Source organism: Micromonospora sp. NPDC048947 (assembly GCF_040649495.1).
Classification (GTDB): domain Bacteria; phylum Actinomycetota; class Actinomycetes; order Mycobacteriales; family Micromonosporaceae; genus Micromonospora; species Micromonospora alfalfae.
On sequence record NZ_JBEZFO010000005.1, the window covers coordinates 247,552 to 265,307 of the forward strand.

General features: G+C 71.4%; 15 protein-coding genes and 2 pseudogenes. 10 read left to right on the forward strand and 7 right to left on the reverse strand.

Annotated elements, in window-relative coordinates:
• Positions 1-2 precede the first annotated feature (2 nt).
• Positions 3-1,187 (reverse strand): histidine kinase, encoded by a 1,185-nt coding sequence (locus tag AB0B98_RS10360; protein WP_357361881.1) that lies wholly within the window; start codon positions 1,185-1,187, stop codon positions 3-5.
• Positions 1,188-1,500: 313 nt separating this feature from the next.
• Between AB0B98_RS10360 and AB0B98_RS10365 the strand changes: the two genes are divergently transcribed.
• Complete coding sequence (locus tag AB0B98_RS10365; RefSeq protein ID WP_357361883.1) at positions 1,501-1,830, forward strand: hypothetical protein; 330 nt, start codon at positions 1,501-1,503, stop codon at positions 1,828-1,830.
• A 62-nt stretch (positions 1,831-1,892) separates the two neighbouring features.
• Here the strand turns inward: AB0B98_RS10365 and AB0B98_RS10370 are convergent, their stop codons facing one another.
• Positions 1,893-2,543 carry a hypothetical protein gene (locus tag AB0B98_RS10370; protein WP_357361885.1) on the reverse strand — a complete coding sequence of 217 codons (651 nt, stop codon included), beginning with the start codon at positions 2,541-2,543 and terminating at the stop codon, positions 1,893-1,895.
• 252 nt (positions 2,544-2,795) lie between these two features.
• Here AB0B98_RS10370 and AB0B98_RS10375 point away from each other — a divergent pair, with 252 nt between their 5' ends.
• The gene (locus tag AB0B98_RS10375) at positions 2,796-3,398 is read left to right on the forward strand and encodes a copper resistance CopC family protein (RefSeq protein ID WP_357361887.1); all 603 of its coding nucleotides are present in this window, start codon (positions 2,796-2,798) and stop codon (positions 3,396-3,398) included.
• 170 nt (positions 3,399-3,568) lie between these two features.
• Here the strand turns inward: AB0B98_RS10375 and gltX are convergent, their stop codons facing one another.
• Genes gltX through AB0B98_RS10390 form a run of 3 tightly spaced genes read right to left on the reverse strand, consistent with a single transcriptional unit; the run spans position 3,569 to position 7,653 of the window.
• Positions 3,569-4,978, reverse strand: a complete 1,410-nt coding sequence (gene gltX, locus AB0B98_RS10380; RefSeq protein ID WP_308193523.1) for a glutamate--tRNA ligase — start codon at positions 4,976-4,978, stop codon at positions 3,569-3,571.
• Positions 4,979-5,029: 51 nt separating this feature from the next.
• Positions 5,030-6,307, reverse strand: coding sequence for an MFS transporter (locus AB0B98_RS10385; protein WP_357361889.1), 1,278 nt, complete (start codon positions 6,305-6,307; stop codon positions 5,030-5,032).
• Positions 6,304-7,653 carry a GH1 family beta-glucosidase gene (locus tag AB0B98_RS10390; RefSeq protein WP_357361890.1) on the reverse strand — a complete coding sequence of 450 codons (1,350 nt, stop codon included), beginning with the start codon at positions 7,651-7,653 and terminating at the stop codon, positions 6,304-6,306. Before AB0B98_RS10390 ends, AB0B98_RS10385 begins: the two co-directional genes overlap by 4 nt.
• 188 nt (positions 7,654-7,841) lie before the next feature.
• Between AB0B98_RS10390 and AB0B98_RS10395 the strand changes: the two genes are divergently transcribed.
• Positions 7,842-8,288, forward strand: a complete 447-nt coding sequence (locus tag AB0B98_RS10395; RefSeq protein WP_238670061.1) for an SRPBCC domain-containing protein — start codon at positions 7,842-7,844, stop codon at positions 8,286-8,288.
• Positions 8,289-8,535: 247 nt separating this feature from the next.
• Here AB0B98_RS10395 and aceE read toward each other — a convergent pair whose 3' ends face one another.
• Entirely contained in the window at positions 8,536-11,274 is a 2,739-nt protein-coding gene (aceE, locus tag AB0B98_RS10400) for a pyruvate dehydrogenase (acetyl-transferring), homodimeric type (RefSeq protein WP_308193520.1), read from the reverse strand.
• A 178-nt stretch (positions 11,275-11,452) separates the two neighbouring features.
• On the opposite strand from aceE, the gene AB0B98_RS10405 reads away from it, so the two are divergent.
• A complete protein-coding gene (locus tag AB0B98_RS10405) occupies positions 11,453-11,929 on the forward strand; it encodes a hypothetical protein (protein WP_238670060.1) in 477 nt (158 codons plus the stop codon).
• A gap of 26 nt (positions 11,930-11,955) precedes the next feature.
• Positions 11,956-12,360 carry a YjbQ family protein gene (locus AB0B98_RS10410; RefSeq protein ID WP_238670059.1) on the forward strand — a complete coding sequence of 135 codons (405 nt, stop codon included), beginning with the start codon at positions 11,956-11,958 and terminating at the stop codon, positions 12,358-12,360.
• A gap of 341 nt (positions 12,361-12,701) precedes the next feature.
• Here AB0B98_RS10410 and AB0B98_RS10415 read toward each other — a convergent pair whose 3' ends face one another.
• Positions 12,702-13,226 carry a hypothetical protein gene (locus AB0B98_RS10415; RefSeq protein WP_357361893.1) on the reverse strand — a complete coding sequence of 175 codons (525 nt, stop codon included), beginning with the start codon at positions 13,224-13,226 and terminating at the stop codon, positions 12,702-12,704.
• 392 nt (positions 13,227-13,618) lie between these two features.
• Between AB0B98_RS10415 and AB0B98_RS10420 the strand changes: the two genes are divergently transcribed.
• The 5 genes and pseudogenes from AB0B98_RS10420 to AB0B98_RS10440 all read left to right on the forward strand — a co-directional run bounded on the left by AB0B98_RS10420 (position 13,619) and on the right by AB0B98_RS10440 (position 17,735).
• On the forward strand, positions 13,619-14,023 hold the full coding sequence (locus tag AB0B98_RS10420) for a MarR family transcriptional regulator (RefSeq protein ID WP_357362022.1): 405 nt from the start codon (positions 13,619-13,621) through the stop codon (positions 14,021-14,023).
• 51 nt (positions 14,024-14,074) lie between these two features.
• Positions 14,075-14,419 (forward strand): annotated as a pseudogene (locus AB0B98_RS10425) (transketolase); the annotation flags it as partial.
• Between the two features lie 243 nt (positions 14,420-14,662).
• Positions 14,663-16,633: pseudogene (locus AB0B98_RS10430) on the forward strand (thiamine pyrophosphate-dependent enzyme); the annotation flags it as partial.
• Between the two features lie 112 nt (positions 16,634-16,745).
• Positions 16,746-17,183: a DUF3052 domain-containing protein gene (locus AB0B98_RS10435; RefSeq protein ID WP_030330240.1), complete on the forward strand. Its 438-nt coding sequence runs from the start codon at positions 16,746-16,748 to the stop codon at positions 17,181-17,183.
• An 87-nt stretch (positions 17,184-17,270) separates the two neighbouring features.
• Positions 17,271-17,735 carry a peroxiredoxin gene (locus AB0B98_RS10440; RefSeq protein WP_238671480.1) on the forward strand — a complete coding sequence of 155 codons (465 nt, stop codon included), beginning with the start codon at positions 17,271-17,273 and terminating at the stop codon, positions 17,733-17,735.
• Positions 17,736-17,756: the final 21 nt, after the last annotated feature.

The window sequence follows — 17,756 nt, forward strand, 5'->3', positions numbered from 1 at the left end:
GGTCACCCGCCCTCCCCGGTGGGCAGGGCCGCCCGCACCTGCCAACGGCCGTCGTGCGGTCCGGCGGTGAACCGGCCGGCCAGCAGTGTGGCTCGCTCCCGCATGCCGATCAGCCCGGCCCCTGCGCCCGGCAACCCGGCCCCGCTCCAGCGCACCGGGTTCTCCACGGTCAGCACCACCTCGGCCGGCCGGTACGCGATCGTCAGCTCCGCCTCACCCGTACCGTGCTTGAGCGCGTTCGTCAGCGACTCCTGCACGATCCGGTACGCGGCGAGGTCCACCCCCACCGGCAACGCGCCCGGCGTGCCATCGGTTCGGACCCGCACCGCGAGGCCGGCCGCCCGGGCCCGGTCGACCAGTCCGTCCGCCTCGGCCAGCCGCGCGGTGACCACCTCCGGCGTGGCCGGGTCGGCGCTGGTCCCGGGCTCGCGCAACACCTCGATCATCTGACGCATCTCGGCGAGGCCCTGCACGCTGCTCTCCCTGATCACCCGCAACGCCGACTCCACCTGACCGCGATCCAAGCCGGGCACGGAGAGCACGGCGGTGGCGTGGATGGCCACCGCGCTGAGGTGGTTCGCGACCACGTCGTGCAGCTCCCGGGCCATCCGGGCCCGTTCGGCGCTGACCGCCTGCCGACGGTCCAACTCGACCAGCCGGGCGGTCTGCTCGGCCCGCGCCCGCTCGGCGGCGGCCTGATCGCGGTACTGCCGCACACTGATGCCGGTCAGGACCGGCAGCAGCCCGGCGAGCACCACCAGCACCCCGAGCGCCGCGCCGCGCCACTGGCCGTACCCGAGCACGCCAACGACCACCCCGACCAGGCTCAGCGCCACGGTGATCCGCAGCAACCACCGCCAGAGCCGGGGCGGGCCGTACACGCAGGCGTCGTAGAGCACCTGGGTGTAGACCAGGACCGTGCCCAGCGAACTGCCCAGCGCCGTGTCGACCACCAGCGCGCCGGTCCCCACGGCCAGGCTGGCGCGTGGTGCGACCCGCCGTAGGCCGACGGCGACGCAGACCGCCACCAGCGGCGGCAGGAACAACGCCGAAGGCACGTTCGCGTCCGGACGGACCTGTGGTTGCCAACCCAGGGCGTACAGCACCAGGCCACCGGCCAGTGACGCGCAGGCCAGCACGAGGTCGCGGCCGAGGGTGCCGGAGTCGAGCCACGGTGGCGCACGCATGCTCCGATCCCACCACAGCCGTCGCCCGTCGAACTCCCACCGAGGGAGGACCTCGACCGCACCGCCATGCGCCGAAAGGGGTATGCGGACCCGTACCGACCGTCGGAGCGCCCGCGGCCGTGACGCCCCTGGTGAACGGCGCCGGAAGAAGCTGTGAACTGCGTAACCGGCTCCCGCGCTCAGCGGCGTCTAGCAGGACCGGCCGGTCCGGACCCCGGGTACGCTGCGCGCGGCCCGTCGGTCCCGGCCAGTACGGTGACAGGGCACCTCGGGGAGAGCACCCGAGGGTGAGGCGAGCGTGAGGAGACCGGGGATGGCGCACGGGGAGGCCGAGCACGGCTGCGCCCAGGGCGAGCCCTGCCGGCCGGGGCACCACGACCCGCAGGCGGCTGGCAAGCACCGCCGGCCGGTCGGTGGCGCACCATCGCACCCGGTGGAGCCACCGCACGGGCGCGTCGATGACGAGCCCGTGCTGCCGCGTCAGCGCTCTGCCGAGCCCACCGGCCTCGCCGAGCCCGACTCGGACGTTCCCGCTGGTTGCCTCAGCGAACTTCCCGGCTGGGCCGGGGCACATCGGCACGGCGCGGTCCGACCGCGGCCGAGGGCCATCCGCCGGGAGCGCCCACCGCGCCGCTGGTGCTGAGCACCGCCGACGTACTCGCTGATCGGCGAGTACGTCGACGTCAGTTCAGCGGGTACGTCAGCTCAGCGCGTGCGGCGGCGGATCAGCAGGGCGATCCCGGCGAGGCCGACAGTGATGGTCAGCATCACGCCGACGTTGAGCAGCAGCAGGTGTTGCAGGTCGCCGAGCGCCTCGTCGAGGTCCTTCGCCGGGTCGAGCGTGTCCTCCGGGAGGACTCGCTCGCCACCGCCCGCGCCGCCGCTGACCGTGTCGAACTGCCGCTCCAGCGGCACCCCGGCGGTGCGCAGCGTCTCGGACATGCTGAGCCGACCCAGGAACCAGCCGGCGCTGGTCTTGCGACCGTCCGGCTGCTTCGCCGGCCGGAAGACGCGGGGGCCGCCGATCGCCTTGGGATAGAGGTCGTAGGTCTGCTTCGGCGTCTCACCGGCGAGCACCACGACTGTGTATTTCGGACCGAGGTTGGCTGCCTTCGGACCGGTCGCCATGCCGGTGCGGGCGAGGAAGTTGACCTGGTCGATGACCGCGCCCACGAGGGCGGGCTCCTTGTCCGCGTGCAATCGCAGCGGCGCGGACAGCCCGGTGCCGGTGATGTCCACCCCGGCGGGTGCCGGCTTCGGCGCCGCCGAGGCCGAGCCGGCGGTGCCAAGCGCCAGCAGTGCCACCGCCAGCGTGCCCGCCAACGCGGCGACCAAGCGCCTCATGTGTCGGAGCATCCCGCCTCCTCGCCCCGTTCGATGGATGGCTTCGTCGTGACGTCTGGACCGATCTGCCGGTGCGGCATCGACCGGATGGTCGCGTCCACTCCTACAGACTCCGCAGAACGTCGATGAGTTGCAGCTTTCAGAACAGTAATTGGAACTATCTGCGATCTCTGCTCGACTAATGAGGAGCCGTTTGATCAGCGGGCGGATCGTACCCTTACGGAGGGGTTCATGGGGGGCAGGGTTACACGTACGGTGCGGGTCATGCCAGTGGTGTTCGGCGTGGCGTTCGGTGTGTCGTTTCTGGTGCCGGCGACTCCGGCCGCCGCCCACAACCAGCTGACCGGCAGCAACCCGCGTGACGGCGCCCGCGTGGCGTCGGCACCAGCCCGGGTCGAGCTGCGGTTCCTCGCCAAGCCGTCACCGACTACGACGAAGATCACAATAACCGGACCGGACAATGTGGTCGCTGGCGGGACTCCCGCCTTCGACGGCAGTCGGGTGCGGGTGCCGTTCAAGCCGGCCGCCGCCGGGCTCTACATCGTCGGCTACCAGCTCGCCTCGTCCGATGGGCACCCGGTGAAGGGCGAGGTGCGGTTCACCCTCACCACCGGCACCGCCGCCGACCCGTCCGCCTCGCCGTCGGCCGCTGCCAGCACCAACCCGGCCGGGTCGCCGTCGGCCGTGGGCGCACCCTCCGCCGGGCCCGCGTCGGCGACGCCCGCCAGCTCGACGGCCGCAACGGTGCCGGCGGCGTCGGAACAGTCCGACTCGGGTGGCCGCTGGTGGCTCTGGCCGATCGGCGGCCTGGTCCTGCTCGCCGCCCTCGCGGCCGGCCTCGTGTTCCGCCGGCGACGGGTTCGATGACCCTCTGCTGCCACCGCTCCCGGTGGCTCAGGTACGCGACTCATCCTTTGCTCTGCACCCGCGGAGGCGACGGTTACGGTCTGCGACCGGTGCCTATTGGGGTGCAGAGCAAAGGCGGGTGATGTGGAGTGACGCCGGCGACGCGCTCGTGACGCGTCGACGGGCGACAGTCAGACCAGGCGCAGGCGGGCGGCGCGGATCCGGGTCAGGGTGCGCTCGCGACCGAGCACCTCCAGCGACTCGAACAGCGGCAGACCCACGGTGCGGCCGGTGACGGCTACCCGCACCGGCGCCTGCGTCTTGCCGAGCTTGAGGCCCCGCTCGGCGCCGACCGCCTCCAGCGTCGACTTCAACGACTCGGCGTCCCAGGACTCCAGCGCCTCGAACGCCGCGACGGCGTCGTCGAGCAGCTCGGCGGAGCCGTCCTTCATCGTCTTGGTCCAGGCGGCCTCGTCGATCAGCGGTGAGGCCAGGAAGAGGAAGTCGACGTTCGGCACGATCTCGCTGAGCACCGCGATCCGCGTCTGAGCCAGCGGCGCCACGGCCGCGAACGCGTCGGCGTCGAACTCCTCCGGCTGCCACGGCGGCGGCGCGATGGTCCCGGTGCCGGTCAGCCACGGCTGGCAGGCGTCGATGAACTCGGCCACCGGCAGCGCACGAATGTACTCGCCGTTGAACGCGCGCAACTTCTTTTCGTCGAAGAACGCCGAGGAGAGATTGACCTCGTCCAGCCGGAACTCGTCCTCGATGACCGACCAGGGAACGATCTCCCGGTCGCCGGAGGGGGCCCAGCCGAGCAGCATGAGGTAGTTGCGCATCGCGCCGGCGAGGTAACCCTCGTCGCGGTACGCCTCCAGGGCGACCTTGTCCCGGCGCTTGGAGAGCTTCTGCCGCTTCTCGTTGACCACCACCGGCACGTGCGCCCAGATCGGCGGCTTGACCCCGAGGGCCTCCCACAGCAGTTGCTGCTTGGGAGTGTTGGGCAGGTGCTCCTCGGCCCGGATCACGTGCGTGATCCCCATGGTCATGTCGTCGACGACGTTGGCCAGCAGGAAGACGGGTGAGCCGTCGCCCCGGGCGATGACGAAGTCCTCGATGAGCTTGTTCTCGAACGTGGGCTCACCACGGATCAGGTCGACCACCACCGTCGCGCCCTCGTCGGGCGTACGGAAGCGCAGCGCGTGCCCCGGGCCGGGGCCGAGGCCACGGTCGCGGTGGTAGCCGTCGTAGCCCTGGTACTGCGAGCCGGTGCGGGCCTGCACGTCCTCGCGGGTGCAGTCGCAGTAGTAGGCGCGGCCGGACTCGAACAGGCGCGCGGCGGCAGCCCGGTGCTCGCCGGCGTTCGCCGACTGGAAGTACGGGCCCTCGTAGCTGCCCCGGGAGATCCCGATCCAGTCCAGCGCGGAGAGGATGCCCTCGGTCCACTCGGGCTTGTTGCGCGCCGCGTCGGTGTCCTCGATGCGCAGCACGAACACGCCGCCCTGCTGCTTGGCGTAAATCCAGTTCTGCAGCGCCGAGCGGGCGCCGCCGACGTGGAACATGCCGGTCGGGGAAGGGGCGAAGCGCACACGTACTGTCACGTCCCCCAGCCTACGGCGGTACGCGACTGCTTTCCGCCACGGCCCCCTGACTCACGCGACTGAGCGGATCTTGACGACCAGCGCGCTGCCGAGCAGGGTGACCACGGCGGTGACCGCGTAGAGCGTGGGATAGCCACCCAGGTACACCACGAGCGGGGCGGAGAGCGCCGGGCCGAGCACCTGCGGCGCCGAGTTGGCGATGTTGATGACGCCCAGGTCCTTGGCCCGGTCAGTGGCCCGGGGCAGCACCTGGGTGATCAACGCGGCGTCCACCGACAGGTAGACGCCGTAGCCGGCGCCGAGCAGCAGCGCCGCGACGATCGCCATCGGCCAGACCGGCGCGACAGCGAGCAGCAGCGCCGCCACCGCCATGATCAGCCCGGAGACGATCACGTAGATCTTGCGACGACCGGAACGGTCGGACATCCGGCCGGCGACCACAGCGGTCAGCATCATCCCCAGCGTGTAGAGCAGGATCAGCACCAGCAGGCCGCCCTCAGGGTCGGGGTGGCGCACCCCGTCGCTGAGGAAGTACAGCAGGTAGAGGGTGCCCAGGGCGTTGCCCAACTGGACCAGGAACCGGGTGATCCAGGCCCAGGCGAAATCCGGGTGCCGGCGAGGGCTGATCCACATCGAGGCCAGCAGCGCCCGCGTCCGGATCGCCGGCCGATGGGTACGCGGCAGCGGTTCGTCGGGGGTGAGCAGCGCGAACGGCAGCGACAGCAGCAGAATGGCCACGGCGATGGCCAGGTAGCCGGCGGCGTTGCCGGTGACCACGGCGGTGACCAGCACCGCGCCGAGCACCAACCCGAGCGCCTGCGGGATGCCCACCCACCCGGAGACCCCGCCGCGCTGGCGCACCGGAACCCGGTCCGGGATGGCGGCGGTGAGGCTGGCCAGCATGGCGTTGAAGCAGACCTGCGCGGCGACCCAGCCGAGGGCGACCCCGAGGATGGTCCGTTGCTGGGCCAGCAGCACCAGGGCCGCCGCTCCCAGCACCGCCCCGCCCGCCGTCCAGACGTGCCGACGACCGAACTCGCGGCCGGCGATCCGCAGGCAGGTCCGGTCGGAGAACGCGCCCGCCAGGGGGTTGGCCAGCACCGCGGCCAGCGCGCCGAGGCCGGTGACCACGGCCAGCATGTTCTCCTTGTCGCCGGGCGCGATCTGCTCGATCTGTTGCGGCAGCAGCACCTGGATGGGTGTGAAGAACGCCATCCACACGCCGAGGTTGGCCGCGAAGATCAGACCGATCCAGCCGCGCCGCACCGGCACCGTCGGCTCGGCGAGCGCCGCCGGCAGCGACGACGGCGTCGGGTCGAGGGTGGTCACCGCGCCGACCCCGGCCGGCTGGCCGCGATCACGTCCCGCAACCAGGTGTACGACGACTTCGGCGTACGGGTCTGGGTGGCGTAGTCGACGTGCACCAGACCGAAGCGCTTGGTGAACCCCTCCGCCCACTCCCAGTTGTCCAGCAGCGACCAGACGAAGTACCCGCGGACGTCCACCCCGTCGTCGATGGCGGCTCGGACGGCCCGCAGGTGCCCGTCGAGGTACGCGATCCGCTCCGGGTCGTCCACCTGCCCGTCGGCGTCGGGGGCGTCGTCGTACGCGCAGCCGCTCTCGGTGATCTCGATGGGCGGCAGCGCGTCGCCGTAGGTGTCGCGCAGCCAGCCGAGCAGCTCGCGTAGCCCGTCGGGGTCCACCGGCCAGTCGAAGGCGGTGCGCGGGTAGCCGTCCAGCGGCACGAGGTCGAACGGCAGGGGAGAGCCCTCCTCGGCAGCCCGTACCCCGGTGGGGTTGTAGTAGTTCACACCGAGCACGTCGATCGGCGCGGCGATCGTGTCGAGGTCGCCGGGGTGGATGACGCTCGGGTCGAAGCCGGGCAGCTCCGGGTAGCCGCGGCCGAGCAGCGGGTCGGTGAAGAGCCGGTTGTGCAGCGCCTCGTACGCCGCCCCGGCGGCCCGGTCGGCGTCGTTGTCGCCGAGCACCCGCACCGGCGAGTAGTTGTTGGCGAACGCCACCGGGCTGGCGGTGTGGGTCCGCAGCGCGGCGACCGCGAGCCCGTGCCCGAGCAGTTGGTGGTGGGCGACGGGGAAGGCGTCGAACAGCAGCATCCGCCCGGGGGCGTGCACACCCATGCCGTATCCGAGGCTCATGTGGATGAACGGCTCGTTGAGGGTGATCCAGAGCCGGACCCGGTCGCCGAGGCGGGCGGCCGTCTTCTCGGCGTACTCGGCGAAGCGGGCGGCGGTGTCGCGGTGCATCCAGCCGCCGGCGTCTTCGAGGGGTTGCGGCAGGTCCCAGTGGTAGAGGGTGGCCACCGGGTCGACGCCGGCGGCCAGCAACTCGTCCACCAGGCGGTCGTAGAAGTCCAGGCCGGCCGGGTTGGCCGGGCCGGCGCCGGTGGGCTGGACCCGGGGCCAGGCGATGGAGAACCGGTACGCGGTGACGCCGAGGCCGGCCAGCAGCGCCACGTCCTCGGTGTGTCGGTGGTAGTGGTCGCAGGCCACCTCGCCGCTGCTGCCGTCGCTGATCCGCCCGGGGGAGCGCGCGAAGGTGTCCCAGATGGACGGAGCGCGGCCGTCGGCAGTGGTGGCGCCCTCGATCTGGTGGGCCGATGTGGAGACGCCCCAGCGGAAGCCGGTGGGGAACTGGGGCATTGGTGCGGTCGACATGCGCCCTCCCGGTCAACGTGAAACGTGCTCGGGACTTTAGGGCGCTCTCGATGAATGCGCCATAGGCCGGCCTGACGCAATACGCAATGGTTGATCGGCGTGTCTTTTTCCGAACCCGTCCAGGTAAGTCCGATTTAGCGCATAGAGTGCCGATATCGTGGGATGTCCTCACCGGAGGAAAGACGGAAATGATCCTCGTGGAACGCAGTGCGCACGTGGCGGCGCCAATTGAAGTGGTCTGGGATGTCGTTCAGCGGGCCGAGCAGTTGCCGGCCTGGCTGGCCGGGGTCCGAGCGGCCGAAGTGCTCTCGGGAGAGGGCTTCGGGCGGCGACAACTCGTCCAGGCGGGGCGCGGCTCGGCGCATGAGGCCGAGGTGATCGCCTACCAGGAGCCGACGCTGATCGGCTGGCGGGAACGGGCAAAGGGTGCCGGTGCTCGTGCGGAGGCGCGCACCGAGATCTACGTCCAGCTCACCGGGGACGAGGAGGAGGGCGGGACCGTCGTGCGCCTCATAGTGGTCCGCTGGCCGGCCGGCCCGGTCAAGGCGGCCATGCTGCGCCTCGGACTGCGTCGGGTCGGCGCCGACCTGGAGGACTCGCTGGCCCGGCTCACCGACCTGGCCGCCGTCGGCTGACGAGCGCCCATCCTCCCGGCGTCACCCGCGACGGCGGTGGTCCGGATCCCCGCCAGGGCCCCCGGACCACCGCCGCTCCCGTCCCTTGTAGGCGTCGATCATGGACTTGTGGTGCCTGGTGCGCGATGATGTGTCCCCTTCGTCCACCACCACAACTCCTTGATCGACCCGGTACGGGTGTGGTGTGGGGAACCAGCCAGAAGGGCCCGGCGCGTCAGCGCCGGGCCCTTCTGGGGTTGTGCTCTGTCTAGCTGTCGCCGCCGGTCTCGCCGACCGGAGCGGCGTTGACGTCGTCGATCGCGTACTTCTTGGCGGCCTCGGCCGGCACCGTCGCCGCCACCGCGCCGCTGCGGGCGAGCTGCCGCAGCGTGGCCACCACGATCGACTCCGCGTCGACGTGGAAGTGCCGGCGCAGCGCGTGCCGGGTGTCCGACATGCCGAAACCGTCGGTGCCGAGCGACGTGTAGTCGCCGGGTACCCAGCGGGCGATCAGGTCCGGTACCGCACGCATGAAGTCGCTGACCGCGATCTTCGGCCCGTCCGCCTCGGCCAGCTTCTGCTGGATGTACGGAACCTTCGCCTCGGCGCCCGGGTTGAGCAGGTTGTACTCCTCGGTCTCCACCGCGTCGCGGCGCAGCTCGGTCCAGGAGGTCACCGACCACACGTTGGCGCCCACCCCCCAGTCCTGGGCGAGCAGCTGCTGGGCCTTGAGCGCCCACTGCATCCCGGTGCCCGAGGCGAGCAGGTTGGCCTTCGGGCCGTCGACCTGCGGCGCCGGCGAGTAGCGGTAGATGCCCTTGAGCAGGCCCTCCACGTCCACGTCGGCCGGCTCGGCCGGCTGCAGCGTCGGCTCGTTGTAGACGGTCAGGTAGTAGAAGACGTTCTCCTGCGCGTCCCCGTACATCCGGTGCAGACCCTGCTCCAGGATGTGCGCGATCTCGTACGCGAACGCCGGGTCGTACGCGACCACCGCCGGGTTGGTGGCGGCGATCAGCAGCGAGTGCCCGTCCTCGTGCTGAAGGCCCTCACCGTTGAGCGTGGTCCGACCCGCTGTGGCGCCGAGCAGGAAGCCCCGGGCCATCTGGTCGGCCGCGGCCCACAGCCCGTCGGCGGTCCGCTGGAACCCGAACATCGAGTAGAAGATGTACATCGGGATCATCGGTTCGTCGTGCGTGGCGTACGCCGAGCCGGCAGCCGTGAACGAGGCCACCGAACCGGCCTCGTTGATCCCCTCGTGCAGGATCTGCCCGGTTGTCGACTCCTTGTACGACAGGAACAGCTCGCGGTCGACCGAGGTGTAGCGCTGGCCGTGCGGCGAGTAGATCTTCGCGGTCGGGAAGATCGAGTCGAGACCGAAGGTGCGGGCCTCGTCCGGGATGATCGGCACCCAACGCTTGCCGAACTCCTTGTCCTTCATCACGTCCTTGAGCAGACGGACGAAGGCCTGCGTGGTGGCCACCTTCTGCTTGCCCGAGCCGCGCTTGATGTCGGCGAACCGCTCCGGGCCGGGAATGGCCAGCCGCTTCGTGCTGGTCCGCCGGGACGGCAGGTACCCGCCGAGCTGCTCGCGCCGCTCCTTGAGGTACGCCATCTCGTCGGACTTCTCGCCCGGGTGGAAGTACGGCGGCAGGTAGGGGTTGTCCTCCAGCGCCGAGTCCGGGATGTCCAGGTAGAGCCGGTCGCGGAAGGTCTTCAGGTCCTCCAGCGTCAGCTTCTTCATCTGGTGGGTCGCGTTGCGGCCCTCGAAGTGCGAGCCGAGCGTCCAGCCCTTGATCGTCTTCGCCAGGATGACAGTGGGCTGACCGGTGTGCTCGGTGGCCGCCTTGTAGGCCGCGTAGAGCTTGCGGTAGTCGTGCCCACCCCGCTTGAGGTTCCAGATCTCGTCGTCGCTGAGCGGCTCGACCATCTTGCGGGTCCGGGCGTCCCGGCCGAAGAAGTGCTCCCGCACGTACGCGCCCGACTCCGCCTTGTAGGTCTGGTAGTCGCCGTCGGTGGTGGTGTTCATCAGGTTGACCAACGCGCCGTCGGTGTCCGCGGCGAGCAGCGGGTCCCACTCACGGCCCCAGACAACCTTGATCACGTTCCAGCCGGCGCCCCGGAAGAACGCCTCCAGCTCCTGCATGACCTTGCCGTTGCCCCGCACCGGGCCGTCCAGCCGCTGCAGGTTGCAGTTGATCACGAAGGTGAGGTTGTCCAGCTCCTCGCGGGCGGCCACACCGATGGCGCCCAGCGTCTCCGGCTCGTCCATCTCGCCGTCGCCGAGGAACGCCCAGACGTGCTGCTGGGAGGTGTCCTTGATGCCGCGGTGCTGCAGGTACCTGTTGAACCGGGCCTGGTAGATCGCGTTCAGACCGCCGAGACCCATCGAGACGGTGGGGAACTCCCAGAAGTCCGGCATCAGCCGAGGGTGCGGGTACGAGGGCAGCCCACCACCGGGGTGCGACAGCTCCTGGCGGAACCCGTCGAGCTGGTGCTCGCTGAGCCGCCCCTCCAGGAACGCCCGCGCGTACATGCCGGGGGAGGCATGGCCCTGGTAGTAGATCTGGTCGCCACCGCCCGGGTGGTTCTTGCCCCGGAAGAAGTGGTTGAAGCCCACCTCGTAGAGCGACGCCGAGCTGGCGAAGGTGGAGATGTGCCCGCCGACGCCGATCTCCGGGCGCTGAGCCCGGTGCACCAGCATGGCGGCGTTCCACCGGACGTACGCCCGGATCCTCCGCTCGACGTGCTCGTCACCCGGGAACCAGGGCTCGCGCTCCGACGGGATGGTGTTGATGTAATCGGTGGTGGTCAGGGGCGGAACCCCGACCTGGCGCTCACGGGCGCGCTCCAGGAGGCGCAGCATGACGTAGCGGGCGCGTTTGGCCCCGCGTTCGTCGATGACACCGTCAAGCGACTCGACCCATTCGCTGGTCTCTTCAGGGTCGATGTCCGGAAGCTGGCTCGGTAGGCCGTCGCTGATCACCGGGCGCTTGCGTTCCGTAGCCACAGGCGTTCCCTCGGTTGTGTGTGGGATAGGTCTCTAGCGCCATCCTGCCCCCTGGTGGCACCCGTCGTCACGTCTAGGTCCCCCCGACGCGATGCTGAACACAGGTACTCGCCAGTAAGTTAGCGCGACGACCCGGTGAAACCCGACCGGTTTGACCGCTACTCCTACCGTTACCGCCATGAACGGACGCCGTGTCGCGGTCGCCGCGAGCATGATCGTTGTCGGGGTGGTTGGCCTGGTCATTGGCGCTGTCGGCCTCGCCTCCGGCAATCTGCCGATGGTCGGGTTGGTGGCCCTGGGCGCCCTGGTGGCCGTGCTCGGCGCGGGTCTGCTGCGCGACGCGATCCGCGCAGCCCGTCTGAACGGCCACGATGGCCGCCGCCGCCGCCGCCGTCCGGACTCGGACGCCGCCGGGTACGGCTTCTACCCGATGCCCGCCGGGGACGCCGGGAGCGGGCACGTCGGCCACCAGCGCGACGGCGACCACGACCGCTCCGACGGTACGGAGCCGGCCGGCGGCAGCGGCGACTCCGGGGGAGGCTGGTCCGGCTGGGGCTGGTCCAGCGGTGACTCCGGCGGCGGCTGGTCCGGCGGTGACTCCGGCGGCGGCTGGTCCGGTGGCGGCGACTCCGGTGGCGGTGGCGGCAGCTCCTGACCCCACCCTGCGGCAGAATGCGACGTATGCGCAGCGACGTGATCACCGTCCAGACCGGGTCCCGGCCGACCGTCCGGGACATCACCGCGGAGGCCCAGCAGTTCGTCTCGGGCGAGGGCGACGGCCTGCTGCACGTCTTCGTGCCGCACGCCACCGCCGGCCTGGCGATCATCGAGACCGGGTCGGGGTCCGACGACGACCTGCTCAGCGCCGTGAACGACCTGCTCCCCACGGAGGACCGCTGGCGGCACCGACACGGCTCGCCCGGCCACGGCCGCGACCACGTGCTGCCGGCGTTCATCCCGCCGTACGCCACGCTGCCGGTGCTCGGCGGTCGACTGGCGCTCGGCACCTGGCAGTCGATCTGCCTCGTCGACACCAACGGCGACAACCCGACACGCCAGGTCCGCTTCTCCTTCCTCCCCGCCTGACCTCGCCCGCACCCCGCACCCGCCCGGCACCCCGCGCCGCCTGCCCGGCACCCCGCGCCGCCCGCGCCCCGCGCCGCCCGCGCCCCGCGCCGCCCGCGCCCCGCGCCGCCCGCGCCCCGCGCCGCCCGCGCCCCGCGCCGCCCGCGCCCCGCGCCGCCAAGCCAAGCCAAGATCGTGCTCGATCCTGGATTTAGTGGTCTGCGGTTCGCCGGATGCCACTACAACCAGGATGTTGCGCGATCTTGAGAGTCGACCTCGTCGGACGTCGGGCGTCGGGCGTCGACCTCGTCGGACGTCGACCTCGTCGGGCGTCGACCTCGTCGAACGTTGGGCGGATCGGATTACCGCCTGCGGAACAGACCCTGGCTCCGCATGCCGGTCAGGCTGCGGGTCGGTGCGTCCCGGTAGCGCAGGCGGACCGCTCGTTGACTGGCGGCGATGAACTGCCGACGCGCGGCCCAGACCTCCTCGTGAACCAGGCTGATCTCGGCGGCGGTCGGGATCGGGTGCGCCGACCCGAGTCGGGCGAAGCGGTAGTCGGCTTCGTGTAGGCCGACGGCAGCGTCCACGGCCCGCCCGGGTGCGAGGAGGCGGATCTTCGTGAGAGCGGCCATCTTCTGCCGGTGCGCGGTCTCGACCCGTGCCACCCAGTCCGGGGCGTCATCTGCCGCCGTTCCTTCGAGGTGGTCCCGGACCGCCCGGGACGAGTCGAAGCTCGAATCCAGGAAGGTCACGAGCACGTCGACCAGCACGTCTCTCGCCCAGCGTTCCCGCTCGCGCTGCCCTGAGTAGTAGATGTTCAGCGCGGCCAGCACCGCGGCGAGCGCCGCCGCGATCGCCGAGACGAAAGAGGCTTTGTCTGCCACAGCACCTCCTCGTGCTCGCCGCCGACTCTCGCCGGTCGCGAGGCATCGGGGTCACGACGATCGCCCGGCGGCGCAGGGCGACGTGGGCACCGACAGCCTGCCTGACGCCTCCCGGACACGGCAATGGCAGAGCCGTGGCGGCCGGCGGCGGCATGACCGGCGGCGGGGCGTGGACGTGGGCTTGGCGGCCGCAGGTCGGGACGGGCCGGTGTTGCCCGTCCGGTCGTGTGTTGGAACTGCGCAGCTCCGGCGGCCAGGCCCGCCCCCGGACCTGATCGCTGAGCTGCCGCGACGGGTGTGCGGCGTACGATGTGGTCGTGACGCGGCAGGTGGGTTCCGCTGTGGGCGGGCCGGCGGATCGGGCCGGTCTCGCCGCCGATGTGGTGCGACGGATGGCACACGTCACCGCCGCGCTGCGGCACCGGCAGGGCTCCGCGTTCGCCGAGTTGGGGCTCACCCCGGCGGCGGCCCGGGCGCTGCGGGAGTTGGACCCGGACCACCCGTTGCCGGCCCGGGATCTCGCCGGTCAGTTGGGTTGTGACCGGTCGAACGTGACGGTGCTGGTCGACAAGCTGGAGCAGGGCGGGCTGGTCGAGCGCCGCACCGACCCGACGGATCGGCGGCAGAAGACGCTGCTGGTGACCGAGGAGGGTCGCGTCGTGCGAGCCCGGGTGATCGAGGTGATGTCCGACTCCCGACTCCTGTCCGGGCTGAGCGACGAGGAGCTGAGCACCCTTCGTGACCTGGTCTGGAAGGTGTCCGACGGCGGCTGTCCGGAATCCTTCGGCCCGGAGTGAGCGCACCCCTGCCGGCCGTGTCCCACTGGGCGAGCAGGGCTTCCGTCGGTAATGCTGTCCGACGTGACCACCCCGCAAGATCTCGACGACCGGTTCCGGGAGACGCTGGCGGCGCTGCCTGCCGCCGAGCGGCGGCGTGACCCCGCCGACCCGGTCACCGATGACGCCCCGCTGACCGGCGCACAGGTGCTGGACCTGTTCGACGCGCAGGTGACCAGCCGGCAGCTCGACCTGGCCGGCCGCTGGTTGCGTAGCTTCGGGGAGGGTTTCTACACCATCGGCTCGGCCGGGCACGAGGGCAACGCCGCGGTCGCCGCCGCGCTGCGTCCCACCGATCCGGCGCTGCTGCACTACCGCTCGGGCGCCTTCTACTGCCTCCGCGCCGCCCAGGTCGCCGCCGACCCGACGCTGGCCACCGACTCCGAGTCGTCCGTTGACCCGCCCCGGTCCGCCGACCCCGACCAGGACGCCGACCGAGCGCGGACCGTTGCCGCCGAGCGCTCCGAACGTGGGTCGACAGTCGACGGCGCATCGACACGTGGCCCCGAGCCGAACGCCGATCCGCAGGTGTCCGAATCGGAGCCTGCCGTCGACGGCGCATCGACACCGGCGGCCGGGGTCGGCAACGGTTTCGGGGCGTACGCCGACGCGGCCCGGGACGTGCTGCGCGGGATGGTCGCGTCAAGCCTTGAGCCGATCGCCGGGGGCCGGCACAAGGTGTTCGGCCGGGCTGACCTGGCCATCGTGCCGACCACCTCGACCATCGCCTCGCACCTGCCCCGCGCGGTCGGAATGGGACTGGCTGTGGAGCGGCTGCGCCGGCTGGACAGCGCCGGTCGGCGTACCGGGGCCGGCGTGCGGGTGGGCAGCGGCGCGGGCGCCACGCACGCCCCCTGGCCACCGGACGCCATTGTGGTCTGTTCCTTCGGCGACGCCTCGGTCAACCACGCCAGCGCCACCGCCGCCTTCAACACCGCCGGGTGGTACGACCACGCGGGGCTGCGGATCCCGGTGCTCTTCGTCTGCGAGGACAACGGGCTGGGCATCAGCGTCCGCTCACCGGAGGGCTGGGTCGAGGCGACCCTGCGGGCCAAGCCGGGCATCCGCTACTTCAGCGCGGACGGAGCCGACCCGGTGCGGACGTACGAGGTGGCGGCGGAGGCCGCGGCCTGGGTACGCCGCAACCGGCGGCCGGCCGTGCTGCACCTGCGCACCGTACGGCTGATGGGGCACGCCGGGGCGGACGCGGAGTCGGCGTACCGGAGCCCGGCCGAGCTGGTGGAGGACCTGGACCGGGACCCGGTGGCCGCCACCGCGCGGCTGTTGGTCGATGCCGGCGTGGCGACCGGCGAGGAGCTGCTGGCCCGGTACGACGAGACCGGCTGGCAGGTACGCCGGCTGGCGGAGGAGGTGCTGGGCGAGCCGAAGCTGGCGTCCGCGGCCGACGTGGTGTCGGCGCTGGCCCCACGTCGTCCGGTGCGGGTGGCGCGGGCGGTGGCCGACGCCGCGGCGCGGGCCAGCGGGCCGGGCGCGGGCGCCCGAGCGGAGGCGTTCGGCGGCAAGCCGCCGGAGCTGGCCGGGCCGATGACCCTGGCGCAGAGCATCAACGCGGCACTCGCCGACGGGATGCTCGACCACCCGCAGATGGCGCTCTTCGGTGAGGACGTGGCCGCCAAGGGCGGCGTGTACGGGGTGACGAAGGGGTTGCGCGACCGGTTCGGGGCGGCCCGGGTCTTCGACACCCTGCTCGACGAGACGTCGGTGCTCGGCCTGGGTCTCGGTGCCGGGCTGGCCGGGATGCTGCCGGTGCCGGAGATCCAGTACCTGGCGTACCTGCACAACGCCGAGGACCAGCTGCGCGGTGAGGCGGCCACCATGCGGTTCTTCTCGCAGGGGGCGTTCCGCAACCCGATGGTGGTGCGGGTGGCGGGCCTGGCGTACCAGGAGGGGTTCGGCGGGCACTTCCACAACGACAACTCGGTGGCCGTACTCCGTGATGTGCCCGGTCTGGTGGTCGCGGTGCCGGCGCGACCGGACGATGCCGCGCCCATGCTGCGGACCTGTCTGGCGAGCGCGGCGGTGGACGGGAGCGTCTGCGTGTTCCTGGAACCGATAGCGCTCTACCACACCCGCGACCTGTACAGGGATGGTGACGGAGAGTGGCTGGCCGGCTATCCGGAGCCGGGTGGGTGGGTGGCCGGGCACGTGCCGATCGGGCGGGCCCGGGTCTACCGGGTCGGCTCGGCGGACGACCTCACCATCATCACCTTCGGTAACGGGGTGCGGATGTCGCTGCGGGCCGCTGCGGTCCTCGCCGAGGAGGGGGTGGGCACCCGCGTGGTGGATCTGCGTTGGCTGGCTCCGCTGCCGGTGGCGGACATCATCAGGGAGTCCTCGGCGACCGGCCGGGTGCTGGTGGTGGACGAGACGCGCCGCTCCGGCGGGGTCGGCGAGGGCGTGATCGCCGCGCTTGTCGACGCCGGATATGTCGGTGCCGCGCGTCGAGTGGCGGCAGTTGACTCGTTTGTACCATTAGGTCCGGCAGCACGTCACGTACTGGTCTCCGCGGAAGCCATTACCGACGGTGCCCGTACGCTGCTGGCACGGTAAATTCCGTTCCACCCGGTGCGCCACTTGCGCGCAGCCCAACAACTGTGTGGACTTTGCCTGACGGCGTCGCACCGACGCCGCGAGCAGGGACGAGATGAGGAGGCACGCGACAGTGAGCGCGACCGCTGGTCAGGCCGCCGACGGGGTACGCAGCCTGGCGGACCGGTTCGGGATCGAACCGGGGATGGTCGTCATGGAGATGGGGTACGACGACGACGTCGACCAGGATCTCCGAGACGCCCTGACCGACCGCTGTGGAGATCTGGTCGACGAGGACACCGACGAGGTGGTCGACGCGGTGCTGGTCTGGTACCGGGACGGCGACGGTGACCTTTTCGAGCTGCTCGTCGATGCCCTCGGCCCGCTGGCCGACAACGGCGTCGTGTGGCTGCTCACCCCGAAGGCGGGGCGCGAGGGGCACGTCGAGCCGAGCGAGGTCGCGGAGTCCGCGCCCACCGCCGGCCTTCAGCAGACCTCGACGGTCAACGCCGGCCGGGACTGGAGCGGCGCACGTCTGGTGCTGCGCCGAGGGGCCAAGGCCAAGAAGTAGCCAGCGCCGCTCCGCTCGCCCGACGGTCCGCCCACCGCCGGGTAGCAGGCTGACGCCGTCACCCGACTCGACGCGAGGAGAGTTCGTATGCTCATCGAGGTTGGTGCCGAAGCACCCGACTTCGTGCTCAAGGACCAGAACAACCAGGAGGTCCGTCTCTCGGACTTCCGGGGCAGACGCACCGTGCTGCTGGTCTTCTACCCGCTCGCCTTCACCGGCACCTGCCAGGGCGAGTTGGGCGAGGTGCGCGACAACCTCGGCGAGTACGTGAACGACGACGTCCAGGTGCTGACCGTCAGCGTCGACTCGGCCTACAGCCACAAGATCTGGGCCGACCGTGAGGGCTACCAGTTCCCGATGCTCGCCGACTTCTGGCCGCACGGCGCAGTCGCCCAGGCGTACGGGGTCTTCAACGAGGTGGCCGGCTTCGCCAACCGGGGCACCTTCGTCATCGATAAGACCGGAGTGGTCCGCTTCGCCGAGATGAACGGCCCGGGCGAGGCCCGCGACCAGCAGGGCTGGCGCAAGGCCATCGCCGAAGCGACAAACTGACCGGGGTACGCCGTGCGCCCG